This is a genomic window from Anaeromyxobacter diazotrophicus (assembly GCF_013340205.1).
Lineage (GTDB): Bacteria > Myxococcota > Myxococcia > Myxococcales > Anaeromyxobacteraceae > Anaeromyxobacter_A > Anaeromyxobacter_A diazotrophicus.
This window is the reverse complement of sequence record NZ_BJTG01000003.1, coordinates 511,371-526,032: the sequence shown is the minus strand read 5'-3', so window position 1 is coordinate 526,032 and position 14,662 is coordinate 511,371. Positions and strand designations below refer to the sequence as shown.

Annotated in this window: 16 protein-coding genes, 2 tRNA genes and 1 other RNA gene; 3 read left to right on the top strand and 16 right to left on the bottom strand. The window is 73.9% G+C overall.

Annotated features, from left to right (window positions below):
- Positions 1–64: 64 nt before the first annotated feature.
- From HWY08_RS08375 to HWY08_RS08360, 4 genes are all read right to left on the bottom strand, one after another.
- On the bottom strand, positions 65–490 hold the full coding sequence (locus HWY08_RS08375) for a hypothetical protein (protein ID WP_176064387.1): 426 nt from the start codon (positions 488–490) through the stop codon (positions 65–67).
- Between the two features lie 15 nt (positions 491–505).
- Complete coding sequence (locus HWY08_RS08370) at positions 506–958, bottom strand: hypothetical protein (protein ID WP_176064386.1); 453 nt, start codon at positions 956–958, stop codon at positions 506–508.
- 151 nt (positions 959–1,109) lie between these two features.
- Positions 1,110–1,385, bottom strand: coding sequence for a hypothetical protein (locus HWY08_RS08365; protein ID WP_176064385.1), 276 nt, complete (start codon positions 1,383–1,385; stop codon positions 1,110–1,112).
- A 142-nt stretch (positions 1,386–1,527) separates the two neighbouring features.
- The gene (locus HWY08_RS08360) at positions 1,528–2,166 is read right to left on the bottom strand and encodes a uracil-DNA glycosylase (protein ID WP_176064384.1); all 639 of its coding nucleotides are present in this window, start codon (positions 2,164–2,166) and stop codon (positions 1,528–1,530) included.
- A gap of 62 nt (positions 2,167–2,228) precedes the next feature.
- Here HWY08_RS08360 and HWY08_RS08355 point away from each other — a divergent pair, with 62 nt between their 5' ends.
- Complete coding sequence (locus HWY08_RS08355) at positions 2,229–3,374, top strand: AI-2E family transporter (RefSeq protein ID WP_176064383.1); 1,146 nt, start codon at positions 2,229–2,231, stop codon at positions 3,372–3,374.
- Between the two features lie 7 nt (positions 3,375–3,381).
- On the opposite strand, the gene HWY08_RS08350 is transcribed toward HWY08_RS08355, so the two are convergent.
- Together HWY08_RS08350 and glgP are read right to left on the bottom strand one after the other, a co-directional pair.
- Positions 3,382–3,864: an adenosine-specific kinase gene (locus HWY08_RS08350; RefSeq protein WP_176064382.1), complete on the bottom strand. Its 483-nt coding sequence runs from the start codon at positions 3,862–3,864 to the stop codon at positions 3,382–3,384.
- Between the two features lie 12 nt (positions 3,865–3,876).
- The gene (glgP, locus tag HWY08_RS08345; protein ID WP_176064381.1) at positions 3,877–6,444 is read right to left on the bottom strand and encodes an alpha-glucan family phosphorylase; all 2,568 of its coding nucleotides are present in this window, start codon (positions 6,442–6,444) and stop codon (positions 3,877–3,879) included.
- Positions 6,445–6,553: 109 nt separating this feature from the next.
- Here glgP and HWY08_RS08340 point away from each other — a divergent pair, with 109 nt between their 5' ends.
- Positions 6,554–7,000, top strand: a complete 447-nt coding sequence (locus HWY08_RS08340) for a CBS domain-containing protein (RefSeq protein ID WP_176064380.1) — start codon at positions 6,554–6,556, stop codon at positions 6,998–7,000.
- A 3-nt stretch (positions 7,001–7,003) separates the two neighbouring features.
- On the opposite strand, the gene HWY08_RS08335 is transcribed toward HWY08_RS08340, so the two are convergent.
- The 10 genes from HWY08_RS08335 to HWY08_RS08290 all read right to left on the bottom strand — a co-directional run bounded on the left by HWY08_RS08335 (position 7,004) and on the right by HWY08_RS08290 (position 13,610).
- Complete coding sequence (locus tag HWY08_RS08335) at positions 7,004–7,591, bottom strand: GTP-binding protein (protein WP_176064379.1); 588 nt, start codon at positions 7,589–7,591, stop codon at positions 7,004–7,006.
- Between the two features lie 2 nt (positions 7,592–7,593).
- Entirely contained in the window at positions 7,594–8,073 is a 480-nt protein-coding gene (locus HWY08_RS08330) for a roadblock/LC7 domain-containing protein (protein ID WP_176064378.1), read from the bottom strand.
- 55 nt (positions 8,074–8,128) lie between these two features.
- Positions 8,129–8,725 carry a recombination mediator RecR gene (gene recR, locus HWY08_RS08325; RefSeq protein WP_176064377.1) on the bottom strand — a complete coding sequence of 199 codons (597 nt, stop codon included), beginning with the start codon at positions 8,723–8,725 and terminating at the stop codon, positions 8,129–8,131.
- A complete protein-coding gene (locus HWY08_RS08320; RefSeq protein WP_176064481.1) occupies positions 8,725–9,036 on the bottom strand; it encodes a YbaB/EbfC family nucleoid-associated protein in 312 nt (103 codons plus the stop codon). The genes recR and HWY08_RS08320 overlap by 1 nt, the downstream gene beginning before the upstream one ends.
- Positions 9,037–9,045: 9 nt before the next feature.
- A complete protein-coding gene (gene dnaX / locus HWY08_RS08315) occupies positions 9,046–10,824 on the bottom strand; it encodes a DNA polymerase III subunit gamma/tau (protein ID WP_176064376.1) in 1,779 nt (592 codons plus the stop codon).
- 93 nt (positions 10,825–10,917) lie between these two features.
- Positions 10,918–11,011, bottom strand: an RNA gene (gene ffs, locus HWY08_RS08310) — signal recognition particle sRNA small type.
- A gap of 27 nt (positions 11,012–11,038) precedes the next feature.
- Positions 11,039–11,128, bottom strand: a tRNA-Ser gene (locus tag HWY08_RS08305).
- 39 nt (positions 11,129–11,167) lie between these two features.
- Positions 11,168–11,256, bottom strand: a tRNA-Ser gene (locus tag HWY08_RS08300).
- A gap of 71 nt (positions 11,257–11,327) precedes the next feature.
- Positions 11,328–11,777: a tRNA adenosine(34) deaminase TadA gene (gene tadA, locus HWY08_RS08295; protein ID WP_235969521.1), complete on the bottom strand. Its 450-nt coding sequence runs from the start codon at positions 11,775–11,777 to the stop codon at positions 11,328–11,330.
- 30 nt (positions 11,778–11,807) lie between these two features.
- Complete coding sequence (locus tag HWY08_RS08290) at positions 11,808–13,610, bottom strand: radical SAM protein (protein ID WP_176064375.1); 1,803 nt, start codon at positions 13,608–13,610, stop codon at positions 11,808–11,810.
- A 164-nt stretch (positions 13,611–13,774) separates the two neighbouring features.
- Here HWY08_RS08290 and HWY08_RS08285 point away from each other — a divergent pair, with 164 nt between their 5' ends.
- Complete coding sequence (locus tag HWY08_RS08285; RefSeq protein ID WP_176064374.1) at positions 13,775–14,656, top strand: DsbA family protein; 882 nt, start codon at positions 13,775–13,777, stop codon at positions 14,654–14,656.
- The last annotated feature ends 6 nt before the right edge of the window (positions 14,657–14,662 follow it).

The following is a 14,662-nucleotide window of genomic DNA, read 5'->3' as shown; positions in this document are numbered from 1 at the left end:
GAGGAACATGCGCGACGGAGCGTCTCGATGAAGCGGGTCATTGCGTGGGCGTCACTCAAGGTCTTCATCCGCTCTTAAACCGGAGCGTGAGGAGGAGGCCGTCGTTCGCCGCGAGGTCCGCCGCGATGAGGGTCGGGTTCGTGGAGGACGTGCTCGCCACGACCTGGATCGAGATGGACGGCGAGCTGGTGCTGGTCGAGTTGTCGGCGGCCACGACGACGTCCTGCACGAGGCTCGCCGGGACGATGCCGCTCGGCTTGAAGCAGGGCGAGCAGTTGAGGAGCCCGTAGGCGAAGGCGAACGCGAAATTCAGCACGTACAGACCGGCGGACGTGCGCGAGATGGAGGAAAGGCCCAAGTTCTGCGGAACGAAGAGCGGAGCGCTCGCGCCCTGGCCGGTGAGCGCGAGGTCGATCTCCACGACTTGCTGGATGAAGGCGGTGGGCCACTGCTGCGGATTTGGGGAGAGGTTCGAGAAGTTCACGGGCAAGTGATGGGGTTCTCCTTACGCGATAGGACGGACGGTGATGGTGGTGGGCTCGGCCTCGACCTGCGAGCCCTGCGAGCCGTCCGTGAAGCGGACGCTGGCTCCGACCGCGTACTCGCGAGCCTGGCCGAAGCGCGGGTGAAGGAAGGAGCACGAGAGCGCGAGGTGGGCATCACCCCCAGGCTCGACTACGGGAGGCGGGACAGGCCCGGAGAAGTCGAGATGCGAGAGCTGGGCGCTCCCGGCGGGCGATGCGTGGAGCGTGACGCTCTGGACCCGGACCTCGTGCTCGTGCCCGTTCTGGACGTGGAGCAGGAGCGGGACCTGCGCCTCGACGCTCACGGCCGCGCGTTGCACGAGCAGCTCCGCTCGGAGCTTCCCCGAGGTGTCCGGCGTCGCGGGCTGGATGGGCTCGACTGCGGGGCCGAAGGTCTTCTCGTAGCTCGCCGCCGCCTCCGCGCGGGCGTCCATCCCTGCGTCGTGCCAGGGCGTGTCACCGCGCCTCTTGCCGAGGTCCGCGATCAAGCCGATCGGACGCGAGGGGTCAGCGTCTCGGACGTGGTCGCTCATCGGTTCCTCACGAGCTGGACCTGGCGAAGGCGGACGAGTCGAAGAGCAGGCTTCATCGGCGCTCCTTTCGCAGCACGCGCACGAGCGCCACGAAGAGCGTCGCGTCGATGGAAGGGCCGGCAGTGGAGCCAGTGGTATGCTGGCCGCTCTCGATGGACGGCAGCCGCCCTCCGACCCCACCGCCGGCAAGGCGATCCAGCACGTCGCTCGCGATAAAGAGCCGCCTCGCCCCGAGCCTCACGCCACGCTCACGGCAGACCCGGCGCGCGAGCCGAGGGCCGCAGCCGAGCGCGAGCATGACGTGGCGGGTGTCGAGCAGGAGCGGCAACGCGAACGACCTCCAGCGGAAGGAACTGCGGCGCTTGGTGGTCGTTGCGGGGCTAGGTAGCTACGAGCAGCGACCCGCAGTGTAAGGCCGCGAGATGGGCCTCTGCAACGTAGGGTGTCCGCCGCTCGGGGCCGCTCCTCGCCTACAGCAGCCAGGCAGGCAGCCGCCAAAGTGCCATGCTCCACACGTGGTAGCTCGCGAGCAGCGCCGGCGCGCCCGGGAGCGCGAGCTCCGCGCCGTGGGCGAAGCGCGGCCTCGGCCGCGGCACCTCGATGCCGGCGCGCGCGAGCGCTCCGAGCGCCGCCTCCCAGGCCACCGCGCCGAGCGCCAGGATCGCGCGCGGCCACAGCGCGGCGAGCTCGCGGTCGAGGAACGGCGCACAGCGGGCGAGCTCCTCCGCGGAGGGGGCGTTGTCCGGCGGCGCGCAGCGCGCGGCCGCGCTCACGTAGCAGCCGCGCAGGGTGAGGCCGTCGCCGCGGCGCTCGGAGGTGGGCTGCGAGGCGAACCCGGCGCGGTGCAGCGCGGCGTAGAGGAAGTCGCCCGAGGCGTCGCCGGTGAACATGCGCCCGGTGCGGTTCGCGCCGTGGGCTCCGGGCGCGAGGCCCAGCACGAGGAGCGCGGCGGGCGCGTCGCCGAAGCCCGGGACCGGGCGCCCCCAGTAGGTCTCCGCGCGGTAGGCGCGCCGCTTCACCCGCGCCACCTCCTCGCGCCACGCCACCAGGCGCGGGCAGGCGCGGCACCGCGTCACGTCCTCGGCGATCCGCTCCAGGGTGTCCCGCACCCGCTCTTCCCCTCTCCTCCCGCCGGCCGCAGCTTATCCACCGCCTCCGACGCGGAGCTTCCATGCAAGACCAGCCGCAGCTGCCGCTCGAGCCCCGCCCGGACGAGGCGCCGCCCCGCCCGGCAGAGGCGCGCGGCCAGGACGGGTCGCGGCCTCGCCGCGCGCTCGTCGTCCTGCTGGGGGTCTCGATCGCGCTCCTCGGCTGCGTCGTCTGGCCGTTCCGCGCGCCGCTCTTCATCGCCGCCGTGCTGGCGGCCGCCTTCCAGCCCGCCCTGCGGTGGTCCACCCGCCTGCTCGGCGGCCGGCGGCGCACCGCGGGAGGGCTCCTCACGGTGGTGGTGTTCGCGGCCATCATCGCCCCGTTCGCGACGCTCCTCGGGCTCGCCACCCAGCAGGTGATGGCGGGGCTCGCCTTCCTGCGCGACACGCTCGGCGTGCGGAGGGTGAGCGACCTCTCGCTGGCCCAGCTCCCCGGCCCGGCGCAGGACGTCCTCGCGCACGCGCTCGCGCTGGCGCACGTCTCGCGTGAGCAGCTCGCGGGCTGGATGGACCAGGCGCGCGTCTGGGGGGAGCACGCCGCGCCGTCGCTCCTCGCCGCCTCCGGCGAGGCGGCCTTCCACACGCTCATCCTGCTCGGCGCCTTCTACTTCCTCGTCCTCGACGGGCACGTGGTCGTGCGCTGGCTCTCCGACGTGTCGCCGCTCCGGCGCGGCCAGACGCGCGAGCTCATCGAGGAGTTCCGCAAGGTCGCGGTGGCGACCTTGCTCGGCACGGTGGTGGCGGCCGTGTTCCAGGGCGTCGCGGCGGGGCTCGGCTACGCGATCTTCGGGGTGCCGCAGGCCTTCTTCTTCGGGCTCCTCACCGCGCTCGCCTCGTTCGTGCCGGTGGTGGGGACGCTCGCGGTGTGGGTGCCGGCGGTGGTGCTGCTCTCCGTCACGGGCCACCTCGGCGCCGGCCTGGGCCTCGCCGCCTGGTGCCTGGTGGCGGTGGTCGGCGCCGAGCACGTCGGGCGCCCGCTCCTCCTCGGCGGCTCGGCCGAGATGCACACCGGGCTCGTCTTCCTGGCGCTCCTCGGCGGGATCGAGATGTTCGGGCTCATCGGCGTGCTGGCCGGCCCGCTCGTCATCGCCTTCTTCCTGGCGCTGGCGCGCATGAGCGCGCGCGAGCTGGCGGGCGCCGGGCCGCCGCGCGCGGTCCAGGCCCACTGACCCGCGGTTACAGCTTGTACCCGATGCGCCGGAGCAGCTCCTTGCGGTCGCGGACGTCCTCCTCGCGCTCCACGCCGAGCGGCACCGCGCCGTCGACCACGCCGAGGACGCCCCGCCCCTGCTCCGTCTCGGCCACCACCACCTGCACCGGGTTGGCGGTGGCGCAGAAGACCCGGCACACCTCCGGCACCGCCTTCACCTGGTTCAGCACGTTGACCGGGTAGCCCTCGCGCAGGAAGACGACGAAGCTGTGCCCCGCCCCCACCGCCAGCGCGGCGCGGGTGGCGAGCTCGACCAGCGCCGGGTCGTTCCCGCTCCGCCGGACGAGCCGCGGCCCGCTCGACTCGCAGAAGGCGACCCCGAAGCGGAGCTGCGGCGACGCCCCCGCGAGCGCCTCGTGGAGATCCTCGACCGTCTTGATGAAGTGCGCCTGCCCGAGGATGACGTTCACGTCCTCGGGCTTGTCGATCGACACGGTGGAGAGCTGCATCGCGACCTCCTCTCAGCGCTGCCAGGCGATGTGCCAGGCCTCGGCGGGGACCGCCGCCTCGGGGTGGCTGGGTACCACGCGAATGGTGAAGTCGGCGGCGGGTCGCCGCGTCGCGACGCGCGCCGTCCAGAGGTGACCTTCCGCGGAGCCGGCGAGCGCGGCCCCGCAGGTCATGGCGACGCGCACCGGCTCCGCGCCGCCGGGCTCGGGGTCCGCGTACACCTCGGCCCGGATCGCCTCGCACGGCACCTCGCCGCACTCCACCTGGGCCTCGAAGCCGTGACCGTGCTCGTCCGAGCGCACCCGGACCGGCCCGATGCGCACCTCGCGCCAGCGCGCGTCGAGCTCCGCCGCCCAGCGCGCCAGCTCGCGCGCGAGCCGGGCGCCGTCCGCGCAGCGGCGCCGGAAGGACGCCGCCGCGGGCAGGTACACGCGCTCCGCGTAGTCGCGGACCATGCGGTTGGCGCTGAAGCGCGGCGCCAGGCGCGCCATGCTGGCGCGCATCCGGGTCACCCAGGCGCCGGGGACGCCGTCCGGCCCCCGGCGGTAGAACATCGGGACGACCTCCTCCTCCAGCAGCCGGTAGAGCGCGGCCGCGTCGGCGGCGTCGTCGCCGCCGGGCGGGAGCGCCCACCCCGTCTCGGGCGTCCAGGCCTCGGCCCACCAGCCGTCGAGCGCCGAGAGGTTGAGGCCCCCGTTGACGAGGACCTTCATGCCGCTCGTCCCGCACGCCTCCCACGGGCGCCGGGGGGTGTTGATCCAGACGTCCACCCCCGCGACCAGGCGCTGGGCCAGGGCCACGTCGTAGTCCTCCAGGAACACGGCGCGGGCGCGGACGTCGGCGCGGTGGCTGAAGCGCACCCACTCCGCGACCAAGCGCTTCCCGAGCTCGTCCGCGGGGTGCGCCTTGCCGGCCACCACGAGCTGGACCGGGCGGTCGGCGCGGCCGAGCAGCGCCGCCAGGCGCGCCGGATCGGAGAGGAGGAGGTTCGGGCGCTTGTACTCGGCGAAGCGGCGCGCGAACCCCAGGGTGAGGGCGGTGGGGTCGAGCACCGCCGCCGCCTGCGCGGCCGCTGCCGGCCCCTCGCCGCGCTGCCCGAGCTGCTGCTCGAGTCGGAAGCGCGCGTAGCGCACCAGGTCGCCTCGCGACACCGTGCGCAGCTCCCAGAGCGCCGCGTCCGGCACGGCGCAGAGCCCCTCCTCCAGGTTCGACAAGGTCCCGAGCCAGCGCGCCTTGCCGCAGGCGTCCGTCCACAGCCGGTCGGCCAGGTGCGAGTCCCAGCTCGGCACGTGGACGCCGTTGGTCACGTGCCCGATCGGCACCTCCGTCCGCGGCCAGCGCGGAAAGAGCTCCTGGAACAGCTCCCGGCTCACCTCGCCGTGGAGGCGCGACACGCCGTTCGTGCGAGCGCAGGTCCTGAGGCCCAGCACCGCCATGTTGAGCGGCTCGCGCGCGTCGCCGGGGTCGCGGCGGCCGAGGCGGAGGAGCGCCTCGCCGGTCGCGCCGGCGGCCTCGAGCTCGAACGCGGGGAGATAGCGGCGCACGAGCTCGGGCGGGAACCGGTCGAAGCCGGCCGCCACCGGCGTGTGCGTCGTGAAGACGTTGCCGGCGCGCGTGGCCCAGAGCGCCTCCCCGAGCGTCGCGCCGTGGGCGAGCGCGAAGCGCCGCGCGCGCTCGACCGCCGCGAAGGCGGCGTGCCCCTCGTTGAGGTGGCAGACCTCGCTCGTGACGCCGGCCGCCTCGAGCGCCCGCCACCCGCCCACCCCGAGGACGATCTCCTGCAGCAGGCGCACCTCCGAGCCGTCGCCGTAGAGCTTGGCGGTGATGCCCCGGTCCGCCGGCGCGTTGAGCGCGTCGTTCGCGTCCAGGAGGAGGAGCGTCGTCCGCCCCACCTGCGCCCGCCACAGGCGCAGCCACAGCGGGCGGCCGGGGAGCGCGAGCTGCACGTGGAGCCAGCCGCCTCCGGCGTCGAGCGCCGGCTGGATGGGGAGGCTGAGCGGGTCGTTGTACGGATAGCGCTCGTGCTGCTCGCCGCTCGCCTCCACCTGCTGACGGAAGTATCCCTCCTGGTACAGGAGGCCGACGGCGGCGAGGGGCACCCCGAGGTCGCTCGCCGCCTTGAGGTGGTCGCCCGCCAGCACGCCCAGGCCGCCCGCGTAGAGCGGGAGGCCCTCGCCCAGGCCGTACTCCATGCTGAAGTAGGCGACCGGCGCGAGGGCGGCCTGCGGGTGCGCCACCTCGAACCACGCCGGAGCGCAGAGCCTCGCGCGGTGCTGCGCGACCGCGCGCTGCACCGCCGAGACGAAGGCCGCGTCGGAGGCCGCTGCCTCCAGCCGCTCCGCGGGAGCGTCCTGGAGCACGAGCCAGGGGTTGGCGGAGCGCTCCCAGGCGTCCGCGTCGAGCGCGCGCCAGAGCGCGTCGCTCGCGTGGGACCAGGTCCAGCGCAGGTCGAGCGCCAGCTCGGTCAGCGGCTCCAGGGCCGCGGGCAGCCCGCGCGCCAGGAAGAGCTGGGTGCGGCGCGCCGGCCCTCCGGCGGAGGAGCCGGAAGGCGCGGTCCGGGCCTCGGATCGCGGCGCCATGCCGCGACCCTATGCCGTCGCCGGACGGGCGAAAGCCCCGAACGAACCGCCCTCGCCGGGCCGGGCTCGAGAGGCCCCCGCGCGCGCACAATGGGGAGGAGGTACGGTCATGCTGGTCAAGCATGCGATGACCCGGGGGGTGACGACCATCGGTCCCGGCGAGACCCTGCAGGCGGCGGCGCAGGCGATGCGGGCGTGCGGGGTGGGATTCTTGCCGGTGCGCGAGGACGATCACCTCGTCGGGGCGATCACGGATCGCGACGTCGTGGTCCGGGCGGTGGCGCCCGGCCGCGATCCCCGCCGCACCGTGGTGCGCGAGGCGATGACGCCGCGGCTCGTCCTCTGCCACGAGGACGACACGCTGGGCGAGGCGGCCCGGCAGATGGAGGAGCACGCGGTCCGCCGGATCCTGGTGCTCGACGGAGCCGAGCGGCTCGTCGGCGTGCTGAGCGCCGACGACCTGTCGCTCCACGCCCGCGGCCTGGCGGTGGACGTGCTCGAGCGCTGCCACGATCCGGGGCGGCTGGCGCGCCCGTCGTGGCTGCCGATCGAGTGAGGCCTACCCGGCCTTCTTGAGCTCGGTGAGGACCAGCTTCGCGATCGACTTGAGCGTGTCGAACACGCCCACGCCGGTCGGGGCCACCGCCGGGAACTCGGGGACGTTCTTCGGGTTCAGCGCGCGGTGCAGCTCGTCCACCCCGATGGCGCTCGGCAGGTCGCGCTTGTTGTACTGGACGACGTACGGGACCTTGTCGAGGTCGTAGCCCTGCTCGGCCAGGTTGACGCGCAGGTTCTCGAGCGACTCGAGGTTCGCCTCCATGCGCTCCATCTGCGAGTCGGCCACGAAGACGACGCCGTCGACGCCCTTCAGGATGAGCTTGCGCGAGGCGTCGTAGAAGACCTGGCCCGGCACCGTGTAGAGGTGGAAGCGGGTCTTGAAGCCGCGGATCTCACCCAGCGAGAGCGGCAGGAAGTCGAAGAAGAGCGTGCGCTCCGTCTCGGTCGCGAGGCTGATCATCTTGCCCTTCGCGTCCGGGTTGGTCTTCGCGTAGACGTACTGGAGGTTGGTCGTCTTCCCGCACAGCCCGGGGCCGTAGTAGACGATCTTGCAGTTGATCTCGCGCGAGCTGTAGTTGATGAAGCTCATGTCTACTCGCTGAAAAGGTGGTCGATGTCGTCGTCGGTGATCTCGGCGAACGGACTCTGCGTCCCCGGGGTCGCCTGCTTCTGCGCCAGCGCCTCGAACACCTTCGCGAGCTCCTCCCCCGCCTTCTTCACGCGGAGGCGCACCAGGCCGAGCGAGCTCTTCGCGTCGAAGATGACCACCAGCACCACCCGGCCACCCACGATGCTCATGTGGAGCGACTCGCGCTCCCCCTCGTGGAACTGGTTCGGGAACTCCTTCTCGCCGAGGAGCTTGGCGAGGCCGCCCATGGCCGCCACGTTGCCCGCCGTGAGGGAGGCGAGCGAGGTCGTGTCGAGGTTCTGCGCCTGGCCGCTCGAGGCGATGAGCTGGCCGTTCTTGTCGATGAGGAAGACCACCTTCGCGTTGGCGTCGCGCGTGAGGCGGTCGCAGATCCCGGCGATGAGCCGGAATTCCTCCTCGTACATCACCAGCCCTGAGTTCATGGACCTCTCGCTCCTCGCGAAGACGCTTTCGACTCGAGAGCCGCTGCTCGGGGATCTAGAGCTCGCGGCGGCCGGAGAGCGCACGCGCGAGCGTCACTTGATCAGCGTATTCCAGATCGCCGCCCATGGGAACGCCTTGAGCGATGCGGGTCACCTTCACGCCGAGCGGCTTGAGGAGCTTGGTGAGGTAGAGCGCCGTCGCCTCCCCCTCGACGTCCGGGTTGGTGGCGACGATCACCTCGTCCACCGGGCTCTGCTCGAGCCGCAGGAGCAGCTCCCGGATCTTGAGCTCGGAGGGGCCCACGCCGTCGAGCGGGGAGAGCGCGCCGTGCAGCACGTGATATCGGCCCCGGTATTCATGGGTGCGCTCGACGGCCACCAGGTCGGGTACGCCCTCCACCACGCAGATCGTCCGCGCGTCGCGGCGGGGGTCGGCGCACAGCGCGCACGGGTCCTTGTCGGTGAGCGTCTGACACGAGGAGCAGAGCCTCACGTCGCGCACCACGCCGGTGATGGCGCCGGCGAGCTCGCCGGCGTACCCGGCGCCCGCCTTGAGGATGTGGAAGGCGAGCCGCTGGGCGGTCTTCTCGCCGATGCCGGGCAGCCGCGCCAGCTCCTTCACGAGCCGGGCGATGGGATCCGCGACCGACACTAGTAGGGCAGGCCCGGGACCTGGATGCCGCCGGTGGACTTCTTGAGGTGCTCGTCCGCCGCGGCGCGCGCCTTCTCCGCGCCGGCGTTGACGGCGGCGGTGACGAGGTCCTCGAGCATCCCCTTGTCGGCCGGGTCGATCGCCTTGGCGTCGATCTCGAGCTTGAGCAGGTTGCAGCGCCCGTCCATCTTCACCTTGACGAGCCCGCCGCCGCTCTCCGCCTCGACGGCGATCTGGTCGAGCGAGGCGCGCGCGTCGGCCATGGCCTTCTCGAGCTTGCGCGCCTGCCGCATGAGGTGCTGGATGTCGATGCCTGGCATTTAGAGCTCCTCGATCTTCGTGACTTCGCCGTCCAGGATGCGGGTGGCCTGCTGGATCCCGGGGTGGGCGCGGGCGGCGCCGGTCACGCGGGAGGTGCGGGCGGCGCGCTCCGCCTGCTCGGCCTGGGCGAGCGACTGCGGCGCGGCGGCGGGAGAGGGTGCGGCCGGCTCGGCGCCGGGGGGCGCCTTGGCGAGCTCGAGCCGGACCGGCCGCCCGAAGTGCCGCGCGAAGAGCGCCTCGATGTCGGCGCGGCGCCGCTCCACGGTGGAGAGCGGCATCCCGGGGGACATCCGGACCGCCACCTCGCCGTCCGTGAGGCCGGTCAGCACGGCGTGCTTGAGGGCGTTCGCGAGCGCGGGGCTCGCCCGCTCGACCTCGGCCACGGCGGCGCGCCAGCGGTCGGCGGCCGGGGCGGCGGGGTCGTCCTTCGCGCCCGAGGACGGGCTCGGGGCCGGCTCTCGGGGCGCGGCCGGGGGCGCGGGGGCTTTCGCCATCGAGGTCGCGGTCGAAGTCGCGGTCGAGCTCGCGGCCGCCGTCGCGGTCGAGCTCGGCCTGGCGGCCGGAGCCGACGGCTTCGTCCCCGCCGCGCACCCCGGCGTCCCGCCCGCGAGCGCGCTGCCGCTGCCGCCGCGCGGCGCGCCGCCGCCGGTCCCGAGGCCGTCGAGCCGCGCCAGGAGCTCCTGCACCTCCGCCCCCGGCGCCAGGAAGCACGCCTTGAGGAGCGCCACCTCGAGCGCGTAGCGCGGCTGCTCGGCGACCTTCACCTCGGCCACCGCGGCCTGCACCAGGTCGAAGAGCCGCGTGAGCTGCGCGGCGGGAGCGGCCTCCGCCTGGGCCAGCACCTCGCGCCGCTCCGCGTCGGTCCGGTCGAGCGGCGCCTGGGGCACGAGCTTCGCCACGACCACGTCGCGCAGGTGCCGCACCAGCTCCTCGGCGACCCGCTTCATCTCCTGCCCGCGCGCGTGCAGGCCCGCCAGCTCGGCCAGCACCGCCGCGCCGTCGCGGCCGACGAGCGCGCCCGCGATGCGGCCGACCGCCCCGGCGTCCACCGCCCCCACCGCCTCGGCCACCTCCGCGTCGGAGGCGCTGTCCCCGCAGGCGGCGCGCACCTGGTCGAGCATCGAGAGCGCGTCGCGCATGCCGCCCTCGGCGCTCCGGGCCACCAGCGCCAGCGCCGCGTCGGAGACGGCGAGCCGCTCGGCGTCCGCCACCTTGCGGAGCTGCGCCACGAGCTGCTGCTGGGTGAGGCGGCGGAAGTCGAAGCGCTGGCAGCGCGAGACGATGGTCTCGGGCACCTTGTGGACGTCGGTGGTGGCGAGCACGAACTTCACGTGCTCCGGCGGCTCCTCCAGCGTCTTGAGGAGCGCGTTGAACGCGCCCGCCGAGAGCATGTGGACCTCGTCCACGATGAAGACCTTGAAGCGGTCGCGCGCCGGCCGGTACTTCACCGCCTCGACGATGTCGCGGACGTTGTCGACGCCGTTGTTGGAGGCGGCGTCGATCTCGATCACGTCGACCGAGCGCCCCTCGGCGATCTCGACGCAGGGCGCGCACACGCCGCACGGGGTGGCGGTCGGCCCCTCCACGCAGTCGAGGCACTTCGCGACCAGGCGGGCGCTCGTCGTCTTCCCCACCCCGCGCGGCCCGGTGAAGAGGAAGGCGTGCGCGAGCTGCCCGCTCTTGAGCGCGTTCGAGAGCGTGCGGACCACGTGCTCCTGGCCCGACATCTCCTCGAAGGTCTGAGGGCGGTACTTGCGCGCGAGGACGAGGTAAGCCATGGCCGGGACCGGGGATTGGAGGTACCAGCTTTAGTACCCGGAAGGAAGGCGCGCAGGGCGAGGCAGCGGCCCCGATGAAAACGAAACGAGCCGGTCCACAATCCCCGGGCGCACGGAAGACCTCCTACCGTTGCTCCCTTCCGGGCCTGGCGGGGTTTGGAAGCCCCCACGTCGCCCGAGGATTCTGGACCGGCTCTGCTGCTGCCACGACTTGTGGCGGAGAGGGTGGGATTTGAACCCACGGTCCGGTTCCCCGGACACACGATTTCCAGTCGTGCACCTTCGGCCGCTCGGTCACCTCTCCCGAACTGCCCTGGCTGCCCAGGGATAAAAGGGAAAGAAGCGGAGAGCGAGGGATTCGAACCCCCGGTACCGTTGCCGGTACACCTGATTTCGAGTCAGGCGCCTTCGACCAGGCTCGGCCAGCTCTCCGCCGGCCGATCTAGCCGATTTCCTTCGGGGCGCCAAGCGCCAAGCGCGATTTTCCTGCCGGACGGCTCCGCCTACCCCCGCCGGGCGCGGAAGAACGCCTTGAGGAGCTCGCTGCACGCCTCCGCCTGGAGCCCGCGCTCCACCGGGAAGCGGTGGTTGAGGCGCGGATCCGCGGTCAGATCGGTGAGCGAGCCCGCCGCGCCCGCCTTGGGGTCGTCCGCGCCGTAGACGAGCCGGTCGATCCGGGCGAGCACCATCGCGCCGGCGCACATCGCGCACGGCTCGAGGGTCACGACCAGGGTCACGCCCGCGAGGCGCCAGCGCCCGAGGGCGCGGGCCGCCTCCTGGATGGCGAGCAGCTCCGCGTGGGCGGTCGGGTCGCGGTCCGTCTCGCGCCGGTTCGCGCCCCGGCCGACGATCGCGCCCTCGTGCAGCGCCACGGCGCCGACCGGCACCTCGCCCGCCTCCCCCGCGGCGCGCGCCAGCGCGAGCGCCTCGTCCATGGCCTCCTCGACGGTCACGGCGGAGGTTGTACCACCGCCCCGCGGCGCTCACCCGCCGGCGAGCGGCCCGGCGGCGAGCGCCGGCGGGCGCAGCGGCTGGAGGAGCTCCGGGTGGTCGGCGCAGGCGAGGCCGCAGGCGCGGCAGGTCTCGACCTGGCACTTGGGGGTCACCTTCGCGCCCACGCCGCGCCGGAGCTCCCGGGCGAGGTACTTCTTCGTGAGCCCCTGGTCGAGGAAGTCCCAGGGGAGCGCCTCGTCCACGCCGATCTCGCGGCTGGCGAAGTACTCCGGGGCGTGGCCCCAGCGCGCGAGCGCCTTCCTGAGGTCGCCGCCCGCCTCGCGGTGGGCGAGCTCCAGCAGGTCGGCGACGCGGCGGTCGCCGCGCGAGAGCAGCGCCTGCAGGAACGCCTCCCGCGGGCTCATCATCTCGACGTCGATGCCGCGCGGGCGCAGCTCGCGCTCGAGGAGCTTGCGCTTCGCCTCGAGGCAGCCCCGCTCCGCCATGGGCGCCCACTGGAACGGCGTCCACGGCTTGGGGATGAAGGGGTTCACGGAGAGCGAGAGGCGCCCCATGCGCCCGGTCGCCTTGGCGCGCGGAAGCATGACCTCCTCGCGGATGCGTACGGCGAGGCGCGCCATCCCGAGCACGTCCTCGTCGGTCTCGGTGGGCAGCCCGCACATGAAGTACATCTTCACGTGCTGCATGCCCTGCCCGAGCGCGTGCTCGGCCGCCTTCACCACCAGGTCGTCCGGGAAGTCCTTGTTGATGACCCGGCGCAGCCGCTCGGTCCCGGCCTCCGGCGCGAGGGTGATGGAGCGCTCGCCGCCGGCTGCCATGCGCCCCGCCAGCGCGGGGGTGATGGCGTCCACCCGCAGGGACGACGGGCTGAAGGTCCCGCCCTCCTCGGCGATGGAGCAGGTGAGCGCGTCGAGGCCGCTGTAGTCGCTCGTGTCCGGGCCCACCAGGCCCACCCGCAGCCCCGCCGCGAGGCCGCGGCGCGCCTCCGCCCGGAGGGTCTCGAGGTCCACCTCGCGGTAGGGTCGCTGCACGAAGCCGGCGGCGCAGAAGCGGCACCCCCAGAGGCAGCCGCGCGCCACCTCGGTGAGGAAGAGGTCGCCGAACTGCGCGTCGGGCGAGTCCACCACGCGCGAGGTGGGGACGGTCCGCAGGTCCTCGACGTAGCGCCGCACCACCCGCGCCGGCGCGCCCTCCTTCGGCTCGAACCGCGTCACCCAGGCGCCCGCGGGCGCGGCGGTGTCGGCGTACTCCACCTCGTAGAGCGAGGGCACGTAGCTGCCCGGCAGGCGCGCCAGCTCGGCGAGGAGCGCCGGGCGCGTGCGGTCGCGGGCGCCGCCCGCGAGCTGGTCGAGGAAGGGCGCGCACAGCTCCTCGCCCTCGCCCACCAGGAGCAGGTCGAAGAAGGGCGCCACCGGCTCCGGGTTGATCTGCACCGCGATCCCGCCCGCCACAACCAGCGGGTGGCGCGCGTCGCGGTCGGCGGCGCGGAGCGGCAGCCCGGCGCGGTCGAGGAGCGCGAGGACGTGCCGGTAGTCCTCCTCGAACGAGAGCGAGAACGCGACCACGTCGTTGTCGGCGAGCGGCTGGCCCGACTCGACGGTGCGCGGCGCCTCGTCCGGCGCCTCGGGCAGGAAGGCGCGCTCGCAGGCCGTGCGCGGGTGGGCGTTGAAGAGCCGGTACACGGCGTGGAGGCCGAGGTTGGCCATCCCGACGCGGTAGGTGTTCGGGTAGACGAGCGCCACCCGCAGCTTGCCGCCGGGGTCCTTCCGCACCGCGCCGCGCTCGAGCGGCGCGGCGCCGGGCGGCGGGGGACCCACCCCCGCCCTACGCATCTGGACGGCTCCGCTCCATGAGGCGCTGAACCTACCCCGCGGGCGGCGCGGACGCCACCGGGCGCATTTGCCTCCTCGCCCCGCCCGGGAGTACACGAGCGCTCCGCGGCCCGGACGGCTCGGAACTCCGGCCCCGAGCCACTACAATCCACGCGGCCAGCCCCATGCCCCTATTCCCCAGCGCCGCCCTCGCCCTCCTCCTCGCCGCCGCGGCGCCCGCGGCCGCGGCGCCGGCCGCCGACGAGCTGCCGGGCGTCGATCTCTCGGGCCTCACCCCGGCCCAGGCCGAGGTGGTGCGGCGCGTGGCGGCCGACGAGTTCTGCCACTGCGGGTGCCCGCACACGCTCGCGGGCTGCCTGCGCGAGCACAAGGGCTGCAAGCACGCGCCGCGGATGGCGTCGCTGGTGGTGCGCCTCGCGGGCCAGGGGCTCGGCACGGGCGAGGTGCTGCGCGCGCTCACCGCCTACTACGCCGCGTTCGACCCGGCGCGGCGCGCCAAGCTCGACGTGGCGGGCTTCGGCCCCGCGCTCGGGAGCCCCGCGGCCAAGGTCACGCTGGTCGAGTTCTCCGACTTCACCTGCCCCTTCTGCCAGGCGCTCCGGCCCGAGCTGGAGCGCTTCGTGCGCGAGCACGAGGGGCGGCTGAAGCTCGTCTACAAGCCGTTCCCCATCGCCAGCCACCCGCGCGCCCAGGAGGCGGCGCTGGCGGGCGAGTGGGCGCGGGACCACGGGCTGTTCTGGCCCATGCACGACCGCCTCTTCTCGCACCCGCACGAGCTCTCGGACGACGACCTGGCCGCGGACGCGCGCGCGCTGGGCGGGGACCCGGACGACCTGCTGGCCGCGATCGCGGAGGGCCGCCGGCGCGGCCGCATCGCCGCCTCGCAGGCCGAGGCGCGCGCCGGCGGGCTGGTCGGGACGCCGACGCTGTTCCTGAACGGCCGGCGGCTGGAGCTCGGCCCGGTCAAGGACGCCCTCGACCTCCTGCTCTTCGCGCTCGAGGACGAGGAGGAGTGGCTCCGCGCCGGGCACTTCGAGCGCGACTAGCCCCCC